Here is a 19886-nt window from a genome sequence, read left to right on the forward strand (position 1 = left end):
GGAGGAACGGGATGTTAAAAGGGCTTTATACAGCAACGAGTGGAATGCTTGCTGCCCAATACCACCAAGACATGCTAGCCAATAATTTAGCCAATGCCCAAACGCCTGGCTATAAAGCAGAGCAATCGGTTTCCAGAGCTTTTCCAACGTTTTTAATGGAAGCGCAAAGCGTTTCTAAGGCTGGCACTGTGCAAAAACAAGGGCTTGGCAGTTTATCAACAGCCGTTTATTTGCAAGAGCAACAAACAAATGCCCGGCAAGGCGATATTCAAGAAACAGGCAATACGACCGATTTAGCGCTTCTCCAAACCGGACTTGAGGAGAATAACGCTGTCTTTTTTGCCGTGATGACGGAAAATGGCGTACGTTATACACGCAATGGCGACTTGCAAGTGGATAGCCAAGGGCGGCTAGCAACTGCAGGGGGGCATTTGCTCCAAAGTACAGAAGGCGGGCCGATCCAGGTCGACTCAGAAGCATTCTCAGTCGATGAAAGCGGCGCTGTTGTCGTAGATGGTGAAAACCGGGGTACAATTGAGATCGTACTAGCTGACAACACCAATGAGTTAGAGCGTGAAGGCGATGGCCTGTATATGCTGGAAAATGGAGAGTTGCCAAGCGCCCACGGCAATCCGGCAATTGATTTTTCTGTTCGTCAGGCAGCGATTGAACGGAGCAACGTCGACACAGCGGCATCAATGAACGCTATGCTTAGCGCTTACCGGTTATTTGAAGCAAACCAAAAAGTGGTGCAGGCATATGACCAAAGTATGGACAAAGCAGTTAATGAGGTAGGACGTTTAACATAGGGGAGGACGATCAATGAGTATTGGGCATACAGCTGCAGCTACGCTTTCACAGCTGCAAGCGAAGATTGACACGATTTCCAACAATATGGCCAATGCGGAAACAACCGGCTTTAAGCGGCGGTCTGCTTCGTTTGCGGATGTCTTGACTTCAGAGTACTTGAACCAACCAAATGAAAATAGGCAGACGCCCCACGGCTTGCGAGTCGGCACAGGCGCAAAGTTAGCACAAACGCAAATTCAACTAGAACAAGGTACTTTACGTGAAACAGGACGTGCGCTCGATTTTGCCTTGACCGAAGCAGATCTCTTCTATAACATTGAGACCGTATCAGGCACGAGGCTCACGCGTGATGGCACGTTTTACTTTTCTCCACAGGCAGTGGGCAACGGGTTGGAACTCGTAACGAACGATGGCAACCGTGTGCTTGACAGCAATGGAGAGGCGATTGTCATGCCAGGGGATACGGTTGCCTTGGAATGGAGGGACGGCAATTTGTTTGCCCAACTCGGTAACGGAGGAGAGCAGCAAGTTGGTTCTTTTGCGCTGACACGAGTGCTGCGACCGCAAACGCTTGAATCTGCCGGAAACAATGTGTATGTGCTTCCGGAGCTTCCAGGCGTTTCAGAAGAAGTGGAGGCCACAGACGGGCATATGAAACAAAACATGCTCGAACAAGCCAATGTCGATTTAGGCGTAGAAATGGCTGAATTGATGGAGACGCAGCGCCTATTACAATTTCAAGCGAGGGCTTACTCGTTTGCAGATGATATGGCCGGTTTAGCGAATAACATTCGCCGTTAATGGAGTGAGGAGGTGGCGTGCTTGGCTCAAGACGGACAAACTAAAAAAGCAGATGAGCCTTTGCAACCAGGCGAGGAACCATCCGATGTTGAAACAGAGCAGGCAGTTGGACGCCTTGATGTGTCGCCGAATGCCACCCCTGATAAAACCGACGACCCGACGGAAGAGCGAGAAGATAGGCATGCCGCTGATCTCTACAAACATGAACGGATTCGCTTGTTCCCTATTTGGCTGCGCCTGATTGTCGTGATCGTGCTGGCAGGCGCATGCTTGCTTTGTGGGCTTGTCATCGGTTATGGCGTGATAGGCGAAGGGGAGAATATGTGGGATGCCCTCGATCCCGATCTTTGGTATCGCATCATCGCTAATATTCAAGGAGACTGAGAAAAACGCAGTCTCCTTTTTTGTATGAATGCAATCTTCTTTCGCATACTAACAGAAAAAGAAGGGGGTGTCCGTTTGCCGTTTTTTTTACATAAGAAAAAGAAACAGCCGACATTTCCCGTGCTTACTACTCTTGCGGAAGTCCTGCAAGCGGCAAAGCAATCAAGCGATTTTGTGGAACAAGTGGAAGCAAGCAAGGACGGGGAGCCTATTCATGTCTACTATTATCAATCTTTAATAGACATGGAGCGCATTGCCTCGAATGTGCTACATCCCCTTAAACAAGTCGCCAGCATTTCCAACAAAGCATTAAAAGAAGCGTTATATAGCGCTGATATGGAACAGCTTGAGGACGCAATGGAAATAGAAAAGCGGCTATTAAAAGGGAGCGTGCTCATTACTTTTAAGGAAAATGGAGCACGGCAAAACTGGTTAGTTGATTTGTCCTACATGAAAGGCCGGGAAATGAATGTCCCGGAAATTGAATTCAGTGTGTTTGGCTCTAAGGAGTCGTTTATTGAAACAGTGGAAACGAATCTAGCGTTGCTGCGCAAAAGAATCCCTTCGTCCGATTTGCACATGGTTAAACTCGTCGTTGGGAGCGAAACGAAAACGGACGTGTACGTCATCTACTGTGCCTCGATTGCCAATGAAGAAAATGTCCAAACGGTGAAGCAACGAATCAAAGGCTTGCAAATTGATCAAGTTCCCGATTCATCGACGATTTTACAAGTGATTCAAGACAATAACTATTCGGTTTTCCCACAGCTTGTCGATACAGAACGACCTGATCGGACGGCGGGGGCATTGCTTGAAGGAAAAGTAGCTGTGCTGGCAGATGGAGCACCTCAAGCGCTGCTTGCCCCGGTGACAGCGCTGGAATTTATTGTCGCATTTGAAGATTATTTATTATCTTGGCATACAGCCTCCATGCTGCGGATTATCCGGATAGGCGCTGTTCTGTTTTCTATTTTTGCGACCCCGTTGTATGTGGCGGTCTTATCCTACCATCCGGAAATGATTCCCCAGGATTTGTTTGCAACACTAGTCGTCTCACGTACAGCGGTGCCGTTTCCACCCATTATAGAAGCGTTGTTTTTAGAAGTTACGATTGAACTTCTTCGGGAAGCGGGAGCAAGACTGCCAACAAAAATTGGCCAGACAATCGGAATTGTCGGCGGCATTGTTATTGGAACGGCAGCGGTAGAAGCCGGGTTAACGAGCAATGTCTTATTGATTATTGTTGCTCTCGCCGCCCTTGCTTCTTTTACTATTCCCGTTTACCGCATGGGCACGACCATTCGGATTGTCCGCTTTCCGTTTATATTAGCTGCTCAAATATGGGGATTGATCGGCATTGCCATTATGTTGATCTTCACTCTATGCCACCTCCTTTCGCTGACCTCTTTAGGAAGGCCTTATATGGAGCCGATCTATCCATTTTCCTTCAAAGACATGAAAGACTCTGTCATCCGTTTACCGATTTCGCAACAAACAATGCGTCCTCGGTTTTTGCAGGCAAAGCAGCCAAAGCGTTTTTTGCCGAAACACAACCGACAGCAAAAGCCTGATATTGATGACGGCTATTAAAGGAGGAAAACGATTGTGGCTAATGAACTGCCAAACAGCGTAAAAGTCCCTCCCTACATGGCGTTTTTCCTTGTACATGGTATGCAGGTCGGTGTAGGCATCCTCGGATTTTCACGCTATATTGCTGACGTGGCTGGTTATCAAGCGTGGATTGCCGTCCTGCTTGCTGGGGCTGTGAACCAGCTTATTATTTGGATGGTTTTTCGGATAATCAGCAAAGCGGAGAGCGGGGATCTCTATGGCATGGTCAAGCAAGCGCTTGGAAAGTGGGTCGGCGGGCTCGTGGTGTTTCTGTTTGTCTTCTATTTCGCGCTGCTGGCGGTTGTCGTATTGCGAACGTATATCGAAGTCATCCAAGTATGGATATACCCAGAATTGATGACTTGGTCAATGGCACTGATCATTTTATTGGTCGAGTATTATGCGATTGTAAAAGGGTTTCGGGTAGTGGCAGGTTTGAATTTTTTATTTGTCCTTATACCGACCCTTTTATGGCCAACGGTGCTGCCTGTACTTGAATTTGCAGAGTGGTACCATTTGACCCCTTTGTTTGACACGACGTGGAAGAAACAAATAGAGGCAGCGTTCCTGTTGACGTTAAGTTTTTCAGGTGCAGAATTGCTGCTTGTTTATGCGCCTTTTTTAAAGAAAGGCAAAGGACTGCAACTTTCGGCCCATTTAGGTTCAGCATGTACAACGCTCGTCTACTTGCTCGTTGTGCTTGTCACCTTTCTTTATTATAGTCACGAACAATTGACGCTGACGATTTGGCCGACGCTAAGTGCATGGAAAGTCGTGTCTCTCGTCTTTATTGAACGGATCGAGTATTTGTGCATCGCGATATGGCTGACTGTCATCTTTCCAAACATCGCCCTTGCGATTTGGGCGAGCAGCAGGTTATTGAAACAACAGCTCGGTGTTCGGCATCGCACGACGGCAAAAGCGGTTGTTTTTCTTGTGTTTATCGCCACCATTCAATTCGATACACGCAGAGCGATCAACGAGTTGAACGATGGAATGAATTCTGTCGGTCCGCTTTTTATTTTCGGTATTCTTCCGCTTTTATGGGCTGTCAGCTTGTTTTTGAAAAAGAAAGGGGACGCTTCCCATGTATAAGGTCTTGAAAGTATCTATGCTGGCGGTTCTCCTTTTCGTGCCCCTTTTCTCCGTAGTAACGACAAGGATTATCGATGAGCTACAATTGATTTCGGTCATTGGTTTTGATAAAGGGGAAGAGGGCGCTATAAAAGGGACTGTTAGCTTGACCTCATATTCGGTTGAAGAAGAAACGAAAAATACGGCGCTGTCAGCGGAATCTGATTCGACGCGAGCGCTACGGCTCAAATTTAACAGCATGTCTTCCCGTCCACTCCATGGGGGGAAAATATCATCGATTTTGCTAGAAGACCAGTTAGCGGAAGATGGCATTTTTGATGTGCTTGATACGTATTACCGCGATCCGACTGTATCGACGAAAGCGTATTTGAGTGTGACCAATGGGACAACGCAGGGGCTCCTAAACGTGCAATTCCCATTACAAGCTGAAATTGGTGCCTATTTAAAAGACATGCTTGACCATAACATGACCCAAGGCAACTTGCCACAATCGAATATGCACTTGTTTATGAGGGCTTATTTTGAAAAAGGCCATGACCCGTTTTTGCCGTACCTTTCCTATAGCGAGCGAAATTTGCAAGTAGACGGAATGGCTCTTTTTAAACAGGACCGTTTGATTGATACACTGAACCTAGAGGAATCGTTTTTGCTCAAGCTGTTAACCGATGGCTACGATAGGGGCGGTGTGCTTGAAGTTCGAGTTGATGAAGGCGAGCATGTCGCCGTTTTGCGTGAGCTTCGCTCGGATGCTGATGTGTATGTGGATTTAAATACACGGACACTATTCATTGACGTCGGATTGCGGACACGACTTAGTGAATACTCAGGCGGCCTTTTGCAAGAAGAGAAGTTGCAACAGATTACCTTAGAAGCAAATGCTTCCTTGCAGGAAAGAATGAAGCGGCTTTTGCAAAACTTGCAAGAAAAAGAAATAGACCCAATTGGTTTTGGCGCTAGACAGATCGGAAAGAATGGGCTAAACGAAGAAGAGTGGTACCAGCTATATAAAAAGCTAGCTGTCGATGTTCGAGTGAGTACACACATTGTGGAATCAGGCGTCAGCCAATAGCGGTTTCAAAAAGGAGACTGACTATCAAAAAAGTGCCTACTGGACGATTGAAATGGAGGGTGTACAATAGTACATGCGACAATTATTCGTAACTAGGAGGAACTTGTAACATGGCAACAGTGTTAATGATAAATGCAAGCGACCGTCTTGAGCAAGGCGTGAGCGTGAAAATGTATAATCAATTTTTGAATTCGTATAAGGAAGCCAATCCTAATGATACAGTCGAAGAGCTCAACTTGTTCGCTGAAAAACTTCCTTATTACGGGAATACAGCGATTACCGGCCAATATAAAAAAGCCCAAGGCATGGAATTGACTGGCGAGGAAAAAGAAATCGTGGAGACGATTGAACGCTACCAAGAACAGTTCCTAAATGCTGATAAAGTCGTCTTTGCCTTTCCATTGTGGAACTTCACGGTGCCTGCACCACTTATTACGTATTTGTCCTATCTAGCGCAAGCAGGCAAGACGTTCCGCTATACGGAAACAGGTCCAGTTGGACTCGTTGGTTCTAAAGAAGTCGCTTTGTTAAATGCCCGTGGCGGCGTTTATTCGAATAAAGCGATGGCTGCTTCAGAAATGGCGGCAAACCTCGTTCGGACAACGATGGCATTCTGGGGCATCACTCAACCAGTAGAAGTCATTATTGAAGGCCATAACGCCGTCCCTGACCAAGCCGATGCGATTATTTCTGAAGGCTTGGAAAACGTTAAAAAAGCGGCCGTTGCCTTTTAATAAGAAAACATGTGCCAGTTGCCAGTCAGGCAACTGGCGCTTTTTCATTCATGCCCTGTATGCGTGCCCCTTTATTTCAATAAACCGTCTTTTCGCAACGACAAAAGCCAGTTGTCGATGCACCGGTCCCAATAGTCCCATGTATGGCCCCCTGGCCCTTCAGAATAGACGAAAGACGCGCCTACTTGCCGGGCCTCTTCTAGAAAAGAGGTATTCATTTCATACAAAAAATCCTCCGTTCCACAATACTGGTACAGTTGCGGAAGCGCGACATTTTCGGCAATGCTTGTTTTCAGCAAAGCAATTAGATCGCCTCCTGATTGACTGACAGCAAGGGATTCGCCAAACACAGCTTTCATATGTGCCAGTCTCTCAGGGATAGGCGCTTCCAATAGACTTTTTAAATCAAGGGCACCTGAAAAGCTAGCTGCGGCCTGAAAGCGCCCAGTATGGTGAAGCGCCCATTTGAATGCACCAAAACCGCCCATTGATAAACCAGCAACAAACTGGTCTTCCCGTTTGTCCGAGAGTGGGAAAAGCCGGGCAAGCCGCTCAGGTAATTCGTCGGTTAAAAAGGTGAAATAAGGGCTGCCGAAAATCATATCCGTGTAATAGCTCAAATCGACATTAGGCATGACAACGGCTATTTGCTCTCGAATCGCATAACGTTCAATGCTCGTTTGCCGTAGCCAGGCAGAATGGTCGTCGCTCCACCCATGGAGCAGGAATAATGTTTTGAAGGGCGGTGACGCTTCATCGGGCAAAATGATCGCCAAGCTTGTTTGTTTTCCTAATGTTTGGGAATGGAACTGCATCGTTATGAGAGCCAATGGTTAAACGCCTCCTTCGTTTAAATTATAGCCTATTTGAAACCGTTTTCATAGAGGGGTGCTGCCTATAGCCAGGCAATATGGTAAGATAAAGCGGGAAAGATTCGAAAGAGGAGGCGATCCAATGTTGACGGTTGAAGAAATTAAAACACTTATTCCCCACCGCTATCCGTTTTTGCTTGTTGATAAAGTGATTGAGCTTGAAGCGGGAAAACGAGCGGTCGGCATTAAAAATGTTACGATCAATGAAGAGTTTTTTAATGGCCACTTTCCTGATTATGCTGTGATGCCTGGTGTCCTTATTGTTGAAGCACTGGCACAAGTGAGCGGAGTTGCGATTGCAAAAGCGCAGGAAGGTACGAACAAAGTCGGCTTGTTTGCCGCCATCGACGGCTGTAAATTTAAACGTCCTGTCCGCCCTGGGGACCAACTACGGTTAGAAACTGAGGTTACGCGTGTAAAGGGCCCGATTGCCAAGGCGACTGGGACGGCGTACGTCGATGGAGAAGTGGCTGCACAAGCAGAAATGACGTTTGCCTTTAAAGACGTCTAGAAATTTTACATCTTTTTTGTTGTTCTTTCAGATCCTATTCAAGAGAACAAACTCTTGCTGTACAAGGGTTTGTTCTCTTTTATGCTCTTCGTGGATAAATATTGTCTATTTTGAGTCGCTCATGTATGATTAGGAAATACTAATGTTGATGATGGAAGGAGTAGGATGGTTTCAATGAAGCAAATTAGCCAAATAGTAAAACAGGATTTGCGCAATTTAAAGCGCGTGCCGCTTGTTGCGCTTCTGCTTGTTGGCTTGGCATTCTTGCCGTCATTATATGCTTGGTTCAATGTCGCTGCTTCTTGGGACCCTTATAGCAACACGGGACAAATCAAAGTGGCCGTTGTGAACGAGGATGCCGGCGCCGAAGTCAACGGAGAACAGTTTAAAGTCGGAGACGAGCTTGTTGAAAATCTCAAAAAGAACGACAAAATGGGATGGACGTTTGTCGATCGAGCCACGGCTGAAGAAGGAGTCAAAAAGGGCGATTATTACGCAAGTGTGTATATAAGCAAAGACTTTTCCGAAAAGCTGACGAGCGTCCTTGACGGGGAGCCAGCCGCTCCCGAAGTTCGCTATACTGTCAATGAAAAACTGAATGCGATTGCTCCAAAGATGACGTCAGCAGGCGCTTCGGCGATTGTCGAGGAAATTTCCGAGCAATTTTTAGGAGAAGCATCAACTGCTTTGTTTACGGAACTGAACGATATTGGCGTGGAACTTGAAAATGAATTGCCGACGATTCGTAAAATCGAAAGCAATATTTTCAAGCTAGAAGAACGGTTTCCAGAAATCAATGAGCTAGGGGAAAAGGTGCTTGAACTTCAAAACGACTGGCCTGTGATCAAGGAAAAAGTCGAGAGCGTCATCGGGATGGATGAGCATTTTTCAGACATAAACGAAGCAGCTGGGTACGTATTGGAGATTGAAGAACGATTGCCGGAAATCCATACGCTTAGCGAGCGACTGGCCCAGTTGGAAGAACGGATTCCTGAAATAGAGGCGGCAGCGGATAAACTTGTAGAAATCGGCAGCCACTTTGGCGAAGTGGAAGCGCAAATAGTGGAAGCGCTCGAAATCGTTCAGACAGCTCAGGAAGCGATTGGGCGCGCCCAGGAGGCGCTGCCACACGCTGCTGAAATGGCTGATCATGCACAAGGTTATTTAGAAGGCGCCAAAGAGGTCCTGAATGAAGTAGAAGGGGCGATCGATCCTCTTGTTGATGTGATCAACCGGCAAGCAAGCTTTGTAGAGCAAGGCGCAAATGCAGTGGAGACAGCTCTGTCAGACGATTCATCTGGCGCGCTTGTGGAGCAGCTTCGTTCAGCCAATGAGGTGCTTGCCGCAAATGGGCAAGCATTAACGCAAGCAATCGACTTTCTCAGTGAATTAAATGAACCATTGCCTGGAAAAGAGCTAAGTCCGGCGATTGATTCCCTTTCCGAAGCACGAGACAAAACGAACAGTTTACAGGAGAGCGTTCAGTCTGCTATCGCTACATTGGAAGCAGGAGGAGAGCTTGATTCGCAGACGGTAGAGTCTTTAAAGGAACAAGCGCAAGCGACGGCTCAATCCGCCCAACATGTCCAACAATACATGGAAAATGGCGGGGCAGATGTCATTAAAGGGGCCGTTAGCCAATTAGGCCAGGCTGCTGAGGATGCAGGCGACGATTTGGCCGCTGCTGAAGAACGCCTCCCTGATCTAGAGGAGATGTTAAATCAAGCTTCAGCGATTAGCGTAACAGGCGAAGAACAACTCAACAATTTGCTGGAAGAGTTGCCTGCTATTGAAGAGCGTGTCAATGAGGCCATTAACTTAGTTGAAAATGGACTGCCAGAAGTGATTGCGACCATTAAGGGCATCAACGCGTTTATGAGCAACGATTTTCCAGCAATTGAGGAACGAATTCATGAGGCCGCCGATTTTATCCGTGACGATTTGCCGTCACTGGAAGAGGAATTCTCTGAGATGGCAGAAAAAGTTGAGGAAGCTCTTCCTGAATTTGAGGAAGCGTTAAATCATATCGCTACATTTGTCGATGGGGAATTGCCAGGGCTAGAGGAGACAGTTGGCGAGGCAGCTGACCGTATTCGCGAGTTTGAAGAAAATACCGATCTCGAAGAAATGATTGGATTGCTGAAAAACGATATTGAAAAAGAGAGTGCGTTTTTCGCAGAACCAGTCAAACTAATTGAGGATCAATTGTACGCCGTTCCAAACTACGGGTCAGCCAATGCGCCATTCTATACAGCCCTATCTCTGTGGGTAGGCGCGTTGCTGCTAGCGAACTTGCTAAAAACCGATGTTCATCCAGTCGATATGAGGGAAGAATACAAGGCACACCACATTTATCTAGGCCGCCTCGTGCTGTTCTTGCTAGTCGGTTTCTTCCAAGCGCTTATTGTCAGCATTGGCGATCTCCTTGTACTCGGAGTCTATGCAGCCCACCCCGTTTGGTTCGTCGTGTTTTCCGTATTGGTTGGTTCCGTTTTTATGACGATTGTTTACACGCTAGTGTCGGTTTTTGGTAATATCGGTAAAGCGTTGGCCATTATTTTTATGGTGCTGCAATTATCAGGTGCTGGAGGAACGTTCCCAATCCAAGTCGCACCGCCATTTTTCCAAGCGATCCACCCCTTTTTGCCGTTTACGTATGCAATTAATTTGCTAAGGGAGGCAGTTGGGGGAATCGTCGCTGAAGCAGTCTGGATCAATATTGGCGTGCTTGTCCTCTTTCTTGTACTCGCTCTGCTGTTCGGCTTGTTGCTGAAGAAGCCACTTGCCGAGCGAATGCAAAAAACAACGGAAAAATCCCGGTCGAGCCGGATGATTGATTGACTGAGCAAGGGAAGGTGGGAAACCCCTTCCTTTGCTTTTTTTAAACGGGGTAGTTTCCTTTATCAACGATTTCTAGATATAATAGAAAAGCACAAAAGGGGAGAGGACAAATGAGGATAACTGGCACTACCGTTTACTTAAGGCCTGTGCAAAAAAACGATATGAGTAGCTTTTTTAATGCTGTCCAAGATGAAGAAATACGATATATGACTGGCACAACAAATACATTTACAATGGAGCAATTGTATGAACACTATGAGCGAATGACCAATGATGAGCACCGCTTTGATTTTGCGATTTGTTTGCTCAATAGTGATGAGGTGCTTGGTGATTTATCGATTTTAGAAATCGACGAGACCAACCAAAAAGCCGGGTTTAGAATTGCCTTGCATCATCAACATGTTTTAAATAAAGGGTACGGAACAGAAGCAATCAAATTAGCACTTCGATTTGCCTTTGAGCAACTTAAACTAAATCGGCTACAATTGGAAGTGTTCTCTCATAACATAAGAGGCATAAAAGCATATGAAAAAATAGGCTTTAAAATAGAAGGCGTATTGAGACAGTCCCTTTATCTTAATAATCAATACTCAGACGAGATCATTATGGCAATGATACGGACGGATTACAATGAGCTTAAAAATACAATGAACTCGTTGTAGCAAATCGTTCGTTGTGCGGGAAAAAGCCTGTTAATTTGGTTAAATGTAGACTGACCGGAAACGCTTGTCAACCAGGACAACAATGAAAGATACGAACGCTTGTCAAAAGTGCGAAGGCCATCATTTGTCTTTAGAGATACTTGAAAAAAACATAATCGGTTGGCACGCCGGCTAGCCCTAGTTGCCGCAGTATTGCCGTTATGTTGCCGCGATGGTAAGTACCGTGGTTGATGACATGGAAAACGAGGTCTTCTAATGGACAAACCATCTTGCCGAACCGTGGGTGCTCAATTTTAATCGTCCGGCTTAGGTCGTTGGCAGCGAAAAAGTGTCTAAAGTTTTGTGCTACTTCTTGGTAAGCTTCCTGATAGAAGGCCAAAGAGGCACCATCCATTTGCTTGCTCTTTTCGGTTCTTATGTCGACGATATCGTTAAAGTCTTTTTCCTGCATGGCGTTAAGCCATGTAATGTCTGCTATGTAAACATGGGTAAGCACTTCCGCTATTGAAGAAAACACGCTCGTTACTTGACGCGTTAACAGTCCTACTTCCTGGGCGCTCAAATGGGCAAAAACTTGGTTGTTGGCCCACACATGGTAATCATATAATTGGCTCGCGTTCATACGTCCAGCTCCTTCGGTTAATTGACGCTACATACTAATTCGTTACGGGACTTTAAAAACCTTCTCACCGCTTGTAGTTTTAGGCTTGTTTAGCAAATGGGTCGATTCCGATTTTAGTGAGTGCAGCGATTGCTTGCCGAACAGGCAAATTTGGCAAGTTAAACTCATTGGCCAGCACGTCTTCAATCGCTTCAACGGAAGAAAGGGTCGTAGTTGTCCGTTCGCCATTGCTTTTACTAATCGTAAAGCGGTTATTAACAAGCGAGACGCTTCTTTGTTGGTCGAGCTGGTACAATTGGCAACGCAACAGTCCCATGAATGTCGCTGTTGGCTGATAAGAAGCAGAAACGAGCCCTTGGAAATCAGCGATTTGGTCGTTTTTCTCCTGTTGAAAAGACCACGTTTTTCCAGTTTGTGCTCCATTCAGGTAGCGTTTGTAATCGAATAACCCATCTTCTCTCGCGGTAATTGCAACAACATCATTGCCAAATTTGCGCTCTGTTTTTCGCAAGTGAAGAGGCACTGCTTCAAAGAATGGTGCCGCCGCGCCACAATCGACGTAATAACGAGTATCGTCGAGCAATACGGTGATGCCCATGTGCTCGCCGCCAAGCATAATCAGTTGGCTGTTAAAACCGAGTTGGTTTAATAAAAGATGGACGTTTCCGTTCATTGAATAACAAGTTCCCCCAGCATCGAGTGTGCGCCGCGCTTGGAGAAACTCATTTACAGTCGGCAATCCTTCCATCCCGTTTTGCCAACGGACCAATTTGCTCATGTTCTCAAACGGGAATGTTTGCAAGTGGGCTGTACAAATCGCATTGAGAAAAGAGAGTGAAGGGGGTTGCCGTTCTAGTCCCAATAGCTGCAAATAGACTTTTGACTCGACCATTTTTAAATTACCTCCTCTTTTTATTTCACCATACCAGGAAATGCCTTTAGCGTCTTCAGCTTTTTGGTGCATTCGCCTCTCCATCTTTTGACTGAGAAATCCTATTAAGGATTTTCCCAACCTGTGCGAAACCCCGCCCAGTCTTGATTTTTACAAAAAAGGATAGAAGGGGAGGCACTTTTGTAATATTACATTTCAATTACATCGGTAGTGCAGCCACCATATTTCGTTTAAAATTTACATTCCATAGCCGATATAATTCACGAAGGCAACATGCTGTCGAAAAAGGAAAATGGATTGAAATCACTTTAGAAGGAGGCATTTTCTTGGCACAATCTACTTTCAATAAAGTGCTGTTCTCTTCTGCCGTTGTGGCGGGTATTGCCGTAGTGGCCCCACAAGATGCAGATGCAGCGCTCGGCGACCGTACACTCCGTCAGGGCATGTCTCATCCCGATGTGACTGAACTGCAAAATGCTCTAAAAGAAAAAGGGTTTTTTACATACGGCACTGCTACAGGCTATTTTGGTACGCATACAAGAGATGCGGTGATTGCTTACCAAAAAGCGAATAACCTTCTTGTTGACGGTATTGCTGGTCCACAGACGCTAGGTTCTTTGAAAGGCGCGGCTGTATCGGCACCGAATAACAATGGGAATAAAACGGCTGATACGCAGCCATCCAGCAAGACAAGCCTTCTGCGCGTAGGCAGCCGCGGCGGCAGTGTGACAGCGCTACAAGAAGATCTGCGCAAGCTCGGCTTCTTCAACCAATCTCCTACGGGCTACTATGGCACGGTAACCCGTGATGCGGTGCGTGCTTTTCAACAGGCGAACAACTTGCAAGTTGATGGCATTGCTGGACCGGCCACACAAGCAGCGCTTAAAAACGGCGGTAATCGTGCTTCAGGAAATGACACCTCTTCAGAAAACAAGCCTGCGTCAACGGGCGTGCTTCGTCTCGGCGATCGCAGCAGCCAAGTGACCGATTTGCAAAATCAGCTGCGCTCTCTCGGCTACTTTAATCAGAATGCAACAGGCTATTATGGTGAGGTGACCCGTTCGGCTGTGCGTGAATTCCAAAAAAACAATGGTCTGACCGCTGATGGGATTGCTGGGCCGCAAACATTTGCGAAACTTAGCAACAACCCTGCCCCTGTGAACAAAAACCAAACAGTAAACAACAATCAACCTTCTCAGACGAACCAAAACGCAAGCGGGCTTGTCTCAGGCTTGATCTCTAGCGCGCAGTCGGCCATTGGCGTCCCATATGCTTGGGGAGGCACTTCTATGTCTGGGTTTGACTGTAGTGGGTTTATCCAATACATTTTCCGGCAAAATGGCGTTAGCGTTCCCCGGACTGCTGCGGAACAATGGAATAAGGGCACATCTGTTAGCTCACCGAGTGTAGGCGATGTTGTCTTTTTTGAAACCTATAAAGCTGGCCCTTCTCATAATGGCGTTTATATAGGTGACAATAAATTCATTCATGCTGGCTCTTCACGGGGAGTTGAAGTCGCTGACATGAACAATAGTTACTGGAAACCAAGATACTTAGGTGCTAAGCGCCTTCATTAAGAATCAGGCTTTTGCCTGGTTCTTTTTTTGCTCAGATAATAGAAGAGTAATGGCAAAAAATACCGAACGTCTATTCGTTTTTTCTCTTGAATAGGGAACGCATATTCGCATATACTAGAATCAGAAACAAAGGGGAGGGCAACAAACATGAAGCGGGCAAATGTCATTTTTCTTGTTGATATGGAATCGTTTTATGCGTCGATCGAACATGCGGCCAATCCCCAGTACGATGGGCGCCCCCTTGTCGTTTCTGGTGACGTGAATCGGAGAAGCGGCGTCATTTTGGCGGCATGCCCATTAGCAAAGGCTAAGGGAGTGCGAAATGCTGAGCGCCTATTTGAGGCGCAGCAAAAATGCCCAGACTTAGTTGTTGTGAAACCACATATGCAGCGCTACGTTGATATTTCCCTACAAATTTCAAAAATTCTTGGCACGTTTACCGATTTGGTTGAGCCCTATTCGATTGATGAACAGTTTATGGATGTGACTGGGAGCCAAAAGTTGTTTGGTCCCCCTTATGAGATAGCAGAAAAAGTGAAGCAAGCCATTATGGACCGCTTTGGCGTAAAGGCAAGAGTTGGGATCGGTGAAAACAAAGTATTGGCAAAACTAGCATGCGACAATTTTGCTAAAAAAAGCAGTGAAGGGATTTATTGGCTTAGAAAAGACAGCCTTGATCTTGATTTATGGTGCTTGCCGATTGAAAAACTGTTTGGCGTTGGTCGAAAAATGAGCGTCCACCTTCGTAATATGGGGATTCGAACGATTGGCCAACTGGCGCAAACGGATGGCGCACGGATAAAAAAACGTTTTGGCGTCCATGGCCAAGTCTTGTGGATGTCAGCCAATGGCGAAGATTACTCACCTGTAACGAGGGCCGCCCACGCCCGTCGTAAAGGATATGGAAATGGCATGACGCTGCCTCGGGACTATGTGAAAAAGGAGGACATTTGTGTCGTGTTGCTTGAGTTATGCGAGGAAGTATGCGCGCGTTTGAGGCAGGATGGCTGGATGGGGAGTACGGTTTCCCTAAGTGTCAATGGTGCCGATTTTGTTGAAAAACGTGGGTTTCACCGGCAGTATACGATTCCTTTTGAAACCAACATTACAATGGAAGTATACGAAGCGGCGTGCGCGTTGCTTGAACGGTTTTGGGACGGCTATCCAATCCGCCGTTTAAGCGTAGGCGTGAGCAACTTGCAAAGTGACCAGAATTGGCAGCTTAGCTTATTTGACGACAATGCGAGTAGGGATCGTCTGTCAACGATTGGTTATGTGATGGACGGCATCCGCCAAAAGTATGGGAAGCTCGCGATCCAGCGTGCTTCTTCGTTGCAAAAAGCGTCACAGCTTCGAGACAGAAGCCAAAAAATTGGTGGCCATTATAAATGAGCTATTCAAAAAAGCTCCCCGTGCTAGGAAGCGGTCAGGAAGCTTGATATTTTCACTCATTTCACTGGTTGCTTTTCTGTGGCCGTTGCAAGGCAGGCAAGAAGTTGTTCCAAGATAAGGGAATCAATCGCTTGTTCGCTTGTGTGGACCGATAAATCAAGGATACGACCGTCTGCCAGTTCTTTAATGAGCGTGATACTGCTAAATTCATCCTCACTGTTCGCGTCGGCGAAGGCGTAATCGTACCAATCTAAGGCATCGGTTAGCGGCCACTTTATTTCTGTGCGTGCGGAACGGAGCGCGTTGATGTGCATATCGGCAGGTACGTCTGGATGGGCGAGGCCGATAATAATGGAAATCGGCACGAACATTTGGTTTTGTTCATTCCAAAAACTATAAGATTGCTCACCTAAACGACGCATTTGGTAGCCTTCAGGCAATTGGATCTCAAGTGTGTCAAACAGCACAAATGTATGAGCAAGAAAGGAATGGTCTTCACCATCATAGAAGAAAGGCACTTCCGTAACTGGGCTTTCTTCAGGCGTGTTTGCTTCGGCGCTAGGCTTGCCACTTAATTTTTGAGCTAAAGGAACCGTAGCCAAGTCCTCATCAATGGAACTCTCGCCTTTGTCGCTTTCATGATTAGCAGAAACGAGAATCGCGTGGAACAAGCTAACCGCTTCTTCATAAGTTTCGCCGTCTTGTTTGCTTAAATCGGCAGGCAAAGACAGCGCAGCTACATACATATGATCTCGTTTTTCGTCAAAGCGGACAAGACGATGAACGATGCCATGGCTGTCATCAACGGTCAAATAATAATCAAAACCAAGCTCAGGAAACCAATGTGTATCAATTTCCACAGGCTCGCTTTCGTTGGAACGAAGAGCAAGTGTTGTGTAATCATGGCGCAACGTCCAATCTTTATCGGAAGGGAGCGGCTCCGTGCTGACGGAAACTTGAAAAGAAGGATCTTGATCCGACACAAATGTTAACATATTGGCTGTTTCAACGACTTCAAAGCCATCTGGTACTAAATAGGTTTTATCAAACGGAGCTGTTGCTGCCCGAGCGGAAAGGATGTCGGTTTTATCTCCGTTGACAACTGTCAACGCTTGCCCCTCTGGTTGTTGGTCCTCAGAGACACCATTGCCTTGGGAAGTATCGTCCTTATTCGGAGCGGGGCTCGCTTCAGGGGCTTGGCAGCCAGAAAGCAATATAGCAGCAAAGAGGCTGAAACCGCTTAATGTTCGCAATGATTGGCGAAGAAAAGGGTGTATCCTCATTGACTGTTCCTCCATCATCATTTGTTGACTGTTCCATATTCTAACATGAATGAAATACTAGAACGAGAAAATCATTTAATCGCCAACTCTTGGTATTCTGGATGTTTATCAAACTCGGCTTTCGCAAACGGGCAAATGGGATCGATTTTTTTGCCTTGTTTTTTCATATCGGCTACGAAAGAGGCGACGAGTTTTGCGCCAATACCTGATCCTCGACTATCAGGATCAACAAAGGTATGGTCAATGACCATATGGTTGTCTTCTTCAAAAAAGGTTAATTCGCCTACTGTTTTTCCCGCTTCTGTCTTAAACGAGTAACGTTTAGGTTGTTTGTGAATATTCATGTTTTCTCCTTGGTTTTGGCGTTTAATCGATCGCTAAATGAGTGCGCAACTCATGGCCAATGCGTTCTACTTCTTCCTGTGGCATGACGGCGAACCAAAGGCCGTTCACTGTCTCCTCACGGTAAACGATATCTAGCTGCTTAATCGACTGTGCGGCAGGGCGGTAAGCAGAAACATAATGGAGCATTTCTGTAAGTGTCAAATCCGTTTCGATGGCATCGCTAAGGGATTGTAGGAGCGCAGGGATGTTCGCCAAGTTACCAACTTGCAAACCTTTATCAATAGCGCTTTCCATGACATCGCGTTGGCGGCTTGTCCGGCCTGCATCCCCGGCAGGGTCCTCTTTACGCATCCGTACATAAGCAAGGGCTTTTTCGCCATTCAGTGAGAGTGTTCCTTTTGGAAAATCGTACCCATCGATCGAGAAGCTTTTTTCATTAACCACAGAAACACCGCCAAGGATATTGATCACATCAACAAAGCCGTCCATATCAACCGCCATGTAATGATCGATAGGAATATGAAGCAGCTCCTCAACCGTTTGCACCATTAAATCGGGCCCTCCATAAGCGTGAGCATGGTTCAGCTTATCGGCCATACTGTGGCCAGCAATCTGTACCTTCGTATCCCGGGGGATGCTAACAAGCTTCACCGATTGTGCTTTGGCATTGACCGTTGCTACCATTAATGCATCCGAACGGCCATAGCCTGATCCAGCTGTTTTATCAACGCCGGCAATCAGAAAGGCGAGTGGTTCGCCTGGCTCTGCGGTTGACTGCCGCTTTTCAGAAATGCCCCCGTTGTCTATTCTGCTATGAAGAGGGGTATGCATGTTATCGTTGGCATTTAAGACAGCTTCATACATGGAATAGCCAAAGCCAACAAACAAAAGCAAGCCGACCGCCAAACAAGCAATGACTCCCTTTGTGTACGATTTCATCAAAAAACGATCCTTTCCAAACGTCTTTCTTTTCCATACCCGCTTTCAGAAAAAGCAAGCTGCAAAAAACAAAGTTGCTGTGCATCCTTAGTCTCAACGGAAGCAACGGCGTGTATACGGGCAATTGAAAACACGTATGAAAAGCATGGCTTTTTGTGTGGGGCATTTACGTTTAGCAAGAGGCTGCTATGCATGTCGGTCAATATCGATAATAGCTTGCTCTGTTTCATTATTCAAGCTATTTTCTGTTGGGCCGATTTGGTTCAATCTGCAAATGGAGCCTTTCCTGCGAAAGGCTCCATTTGCATTCAACATCTATTCGACTTTCATTTACTTGCTTTCAAGCCGTGCTTTGCGATGGACTTGCCAACGCCAAGAGTCTTCACACATTTCTACAAGCGTCCGCTTTGCTTCCCACTGAAGTTCGGTTCTTGCTTTCGTTGGGTCGGCATAGCTGACAGGAGCATCACCTGGACGACGTGGACCGATTTTTTTCGGAATCGTGATGCCAGTCGCTTTTTCAAAGGCGTCAACCACTTCAAGAACGCTGTAGCCAGTGCCTGTCCCCAAGTTATATGCCTGCACACCTGTGTATGTTTCGATTTTTTTGAGGGCTTGCAAGTGACCCAAAGCAAGATCAACAACATGGATATAGTCGCGGATGCATGTACCGTCTTTTGTCGGGTAATCATCGCCAAAAACAGAAAGTTCTTCACGCACGCCGGCGGCTACCTGTGTAATATAAGGCATCAAATTATTTGGGATCCCGCTTGGCTCTTCGCCAATAAGGCCGCTTTTATGGGCGCCGATTGGGTTAAAATAGCGTAGTAGCGAAATGCGCCAATTGCTATTAGAAGTCGCTAAATCACGGAGCATGTCCTCAATAATGATTTTTGTATTGCCGTAAGGGTTGACTGCTTTTAACGGCGCGTTTTCTTCAATTGGAACTTGTTCAGGCAATCCGTACACGGTTGCTGATGAACTGAAAACGAGTTTGTATACACCATATTTTTCCATCGTTTTGCATAAATGAATCGTGCTGCCTATGTTCGTTTCATAATAATGAAGCGGTTTTTCGACCGATTCGCCGACAGCTTTTAAACCGGCAAAATGGATGACCGCTTCAATGTGGTTTTCAGCGAAAACCGTTTCTAAACGAGAGGAATCAAGCAAATTAATGTCATACGTCTTCACTTTTTTGTTGGTGATTTCTTCAATGCGGTTAACAGTATCAGGGTCACTGTTGGAAAAATTATCAACAATGATAATGTCATAGCCTTCTGTTAAGAGTTCAACGCAAGTGTGGCTGCCAATGTAGCCGGCACCGCCTGTAACGAGAATGGACATAGTATTCCCTCCACGGTATACAAAGTAAGTGTTGTTCACTCTAGTATACCAGAAATGCAAGAAACAAAATATAGAAGAAAGAACGAACAATCCTTATGA

19 protein-coding genes are annotated in these 19886 nt (G+C 46.2%); 12 read left to right on the top strand and 7 right to left on the bottom strand.

What is annotated here, in order from left to right; translation table 11 throughout:
- Positions 1 to 11 precede the first annotated feature (11 nt).
- From N6H06_RS01525 to N6H06_RS01555, 7 genes are all read left to right on the top strand, one after another.
- Positions 12 to 809, top strand: coding sequence for a flagellar hook-basal body protein (locus N6H06_RS01525; RefSeq protein ID WP_062745052.1), 798 nt, complete (start codon positions 12 to 14; stop codon positions 807 to 809).
- Positions 810 to 822: 13 nt separating this feature from the next.
- Entirely contained in the window at positions 823 to 1611 is a 789-nt protein-coding gene (locus N6H06_RS01530; protein WP_062745054.1) for a flagellar hook-basal body protein, read from the top strand.
- Positions 1612 to 1632: 21 nt separating this feature from the next.
- A complete protein-coding gene (locus tag N6H06_RS01535) occupies positions 1633 to 1995 on the top strand; it encodes a DNA-directed RNA polymerase subunit beta (protein WP_062745056.1) in 363 nt (120 codons plus the stop codon).
- A 75-nt stretch (positions 1996 to 2070) separates the two neighbouring features.
- Positions 2071 to 3585, top strand: coding sequence for a spore germination protein (locus N6H06_RS01540; protein WP_082808241.1), 1515 nt, complete (start codon positions 2071 to 2073; stop codon positions 3583 to 3585).
- A gap of 15 nt (positions 3586 to 3600) precedes the next feature.
- A complete protein-coding gene (locus N6H06_RS01545; protein WP_062745058.1) occupies positions 3601 to 4701 on the top strand; it encodes a GerAB/ArcD/ProY family transporter in 1101 nt (366 codons plus the stop codon).
- Positions 4694 to 5770: a Ger(x)C family spore germination protein gene (locus tag N6H06_RS01550; RefSeq protein WP_212954567.1), complete on the top strand. Its 1077-nt coding sequence runs from the start codon at positions 4694 to 4696 to the stop codon at positions 5768 to 5770. Before N6H06_RS01545 ends, N6H06_RS01550 begins: the two co-directional genes overlap by 8 nt.
- A gap of 110 nt (positions 5771 to 5880) precedes the next feature.
- A complete protein-coding gene (locus tag N6H06_RS01555; RefSeq protein ID WP_263705461.1) occupies positions 5881 to 6504 on the top strand; it encodes an FMN-dependent NADH-azoreductase in 624 nt (207 codons plus the stop codon).
- A 71-nt stretch (positions 6505 to 6575) separates the two neighbouring features.
- Here N6H06_RS01555 and N6H06_RS01560 read toward each other — a convergent pair whose 3' ends face one another.
- Complete coding sequence (locus N6H06_RS01560; protein WP_263705462.1) at positions 6576 to 7334, bottom strand: alpha/beta hydrolase; 759 nt, start codon at positions 7332 to 7334, stop codon at positions 6576 to 6578.
- A gap of 124 nt (positions 7335 to 7458) precedes the next feature.
- Between N6H06_RS01560 and fabZ the strand changes: the two genes are divergently transcribed.
- From fabZ to N6H06_RS01575, 3 genes are all read left to right on the top strand, one after another.
- Positions 7459 to 7887: a 3-hydroxyacyl-ACP dehydratase FabZ gene (gene fabZ / locus N6H06_RS01565; protein WP_062745067.1), complete on the top strand. Its 429-nt coding sequence runs from the start codon at positions 7459 to 7461 to the stop codon at positions 7885 to 7887.
- Positions 7888 to 8061: 174 nt separating this feature from the next.
- Positions 8062 to 10728: a YhgE/Pip domain-containing protein gene (locus tag N6H06_RS01570; protein ID WP_263705463.1), complete on the top strand. Its 2667-nt coding sequence runs from the start codon at positions 8062 to 8064 to the stop codon at positions 10726 to 10728.
- A 110-nt stretch (positions 10729 to 10838) separates the two neighbouring features.
- On the top strand, positions 10839 to 11390 hold the full coding sequence (locus tag N6H06_RS01575) for a GNAT family N-acetyltransferase (protein WP_263705464.1): 552 nt from the start codon (positions 10839 to 10841) through the stop codon (positions 11388 to 11390).
- A 130-nt stretch (positions 11391 to 11520) separates the two neighbouring features.
- Here the strand turns inward: N6H06_RS01575 and N6H06_RS01580 are convergent, their stop codons facing one another.
- Together N6H06_RS01580 and N6H06_RS01585 are read right to left on the bottom strand one after the other, a co-directional pair.
- Positions 11521 to 12012, bottom strand: coding sequence for a DinB family protein (locus N6H06_RS01580; protein ID WP_062745072.1), 492 nt, complete (start codon positions 12010 to 12012; stop codon positions 11521 to 11523).
- A 79-nt stretch (positions 12013 to 12091) separates the two neighbouring features.
- Positions 12092 to 12904: an arylamine N-acetyltransferase gene (locus N6H06_RS01585; protein WP_263705465.1), complete on the bottom strand. Its 813-nt coding sequence runs from the start codon at positions 12902 to 12904 to the stop codon at positions 12092 to 12094.
- A 326-nt stretch (positions 12905 to 13230) separates the two neighbouring features.
- On the opposite strand from N6H06_RS01585, the gene N6H06_RS01590 reads away from it, so the two are divergent.
- Both N6H06_RS01590 and N6H06_RS01595 read left to right on the top strand, forming a co-directional pair.
- Positions 13231 to 14481: a C40 family peptidase gene (locus tag N6H06_RS01590; RefSeq protein ID WP_062745075.1), complete on the top strand. Its 1251-nt coding sequence runs from the start codon at positions 13231 to 13233 to the stop codon at positions 14479 to 14481.
- A 147-nt stretch (positions 14482 to 14628) separates the two neighbouring features.
- Positions 14629 to 15873 (top strand): DNA polymerase IV, encoded by a 1245-nt coding sequence (locus tag N6H06_RS01595; RefSeq protein WP_062745077.1) that lies wholly within the window; start codon positions 14629 to 14631, stop codon positions 15871 to 15873.
- A gap of 56 nt (positions 15874 to 15929) precedes the next feature.
- Here N6H06_RS01595 and N6H06_RS01600 read toward each other — a convergent pair whose 3' ends face one another.
- The 4 genes from N6H06_RS01600 to galE all read right to left on the bottom strand — a co-directional run bounded on the left by N6H06_RS01600 (position 15930) and on the right by galE (position 19787).
- Positions 15930 to 17156, bottom strand: coding sequence for a hypothetical protein (locus tag N6H06_RS01600; protein WP_263705466.1), 1227 nt, complete (start codon positions 17154 to 17156; stop codon positions 15930 to 15932).
- Positions 17157 to 17227: 71 nt separating this feature from the next.
- Positions 17228 to 17500 (bottom strand): GNAT family N-acetyltransferase, encoded by a 273-nt coding sequence (locus N6H06_RS01605; RefSeq protein WP_062745080.1) that lies wholly within the window; start codon positions 17498 to 17500, stop codon positions 17228 to 17230.
- Positions 17501 to 17522: 22 nt separating this feature from the next.
- On the bottom strand, positions 17523 to 18440 hold the full coding sequence (locus N6H06_RS01610) for an LCP family glycopolymer transferase (protein ID WP_263705467.1): 918 nt from the start codon (positions 18438 to 18440) through the stop codon (positions 17523 to 17525).
- A 330-nt stretch (positions 18441 to 18770) separates the two neighbouring features.
- Positions 18771 to 19787, bottom strand: coding sequence for a UDP-glucose 4-epimerase GalE (gene galE / locus N6H06_RS01615; protein WP_062745085.1), 1017 nt, complete (start codon positions 19785 to 19787; stop codon positions 18771 to 18773).
- Between the last annotated feature and the right edge of the window lie 99 nt (positions 19788 to 19886).

Origin of the sequence: Shouchella tritolerans, from assembly GCF_025770735.1 — a bacterium.
GTDB lineage: Bacteria > Bacillota > Bacilli > Bacillales > Bacillaceae_D > Shouchella > Shouchella tritolerans.

What these genes read in the sequence shown, in the direction of transcription:
- N6H06_RS01605 (WP_062745080.1), bottom strand. Translation starts at nt 17,500, where the DNA reads ATGAATATTCACAAACAACCTAAACGTTACTCGTTTAAGACAGAAGCG.
- N6H06_RS01575 (WP_263705464.1), top strand. Translation starts at nt 10,839, where the DNA reads ATGAGGATAACTGGCACTACCGTTTACTTAAGGCCTGTGCAAAAAAAC.
- N6H06_RS01580 (WP_062745072.1), bottom strand. Translation starts at nt 12,012, where the DNA reads ATGAACGCGAGCCAATTATATGATTACCATGTGTGGGCCAACAACCAA.
- N6H06_RS01530 (WP_062745054.1), top strand. Translation starts at nt 823, where the DNA reads ATGAGTATTGGGCATACAGCTGCAGCTACGCTTTCACAGCTGCAAGCG.
- N6H06_RS01600 (WP_263705466.1), bottom strand. Translation starts at nt 17,156, where the DNA reads ATGAGGATACACCCTTTTCTTCGCCAATCATTGCGAACATTAAGCGGT.
- galE (WP_062745085.1), bottom strand. Translation starts at nt 19,787, where the DNA reads ATGTCCATTCTCGTTACAGGCGGTGCCGGCTACATTGGCAGCCACACT.
- N6H06_RS01525 (WP_062745052.1), top strand. Translation starts at nt 12, where the DNA reads ATGTTAAAAGGGCTTTATACAGCAACGAGTGGAATGCTTGCTGCCCAA.
- N6H06_RS01550 (WP_212954567.1), top strand. Translation starts at nt 4,694, where the DNA reads ATGTATAAGGTCTTGAAAGTATCTATGCTGGCGGTTCTCCTTTTCGTG.
- N6H06_RS01595 (WP_062745077.1), top strand. Translation starts at nt 14,629, where the DNA reads ATGAAGCGGGCAAATGTCATTTTTCTTGTTGATATGGAATCGTTTTAT.
- N6H06_RS01585 (WP_263705465.1), bottom strand. Translation starts at nt 12,904, where the DNA reads ATGGTCGAGTCAAAAGTCTATTTGCAGCTATTGGGACTAGAACGGCAA.
- N6H06_RS01570 (WP_263705463.1), top strand. Translation starts at nt 8,062, where the DNA reads ATGAAGCAAATTAGCCAAATAGTAAAACAGGATTTGCGCAATTTAAAG.
- N6H06_RS01555 (WP_263705461.1), top strand. Translation starts at nt 5,881, where the DNA reads ATGGCAACAGTGTTAATGATAAATGCAAGCGACCGTCTTGAGCAAGGC.
- N6H06_RS01610 (WP_263705467.1), bottom strand. Translation starts at nt 18,440, where the DNA reads ATGAAATCGTACACAAAGGGAGTCATTGCTTGTTTGGCGGTCGGCTTG.
- fabZ (WP_062745067.1), top strand. Translation starts at nt 7,459, where the DNA reads ATGTTGACGGTTGAAGAAATTAAAACACTTATTCCCCACCGCTATCCG.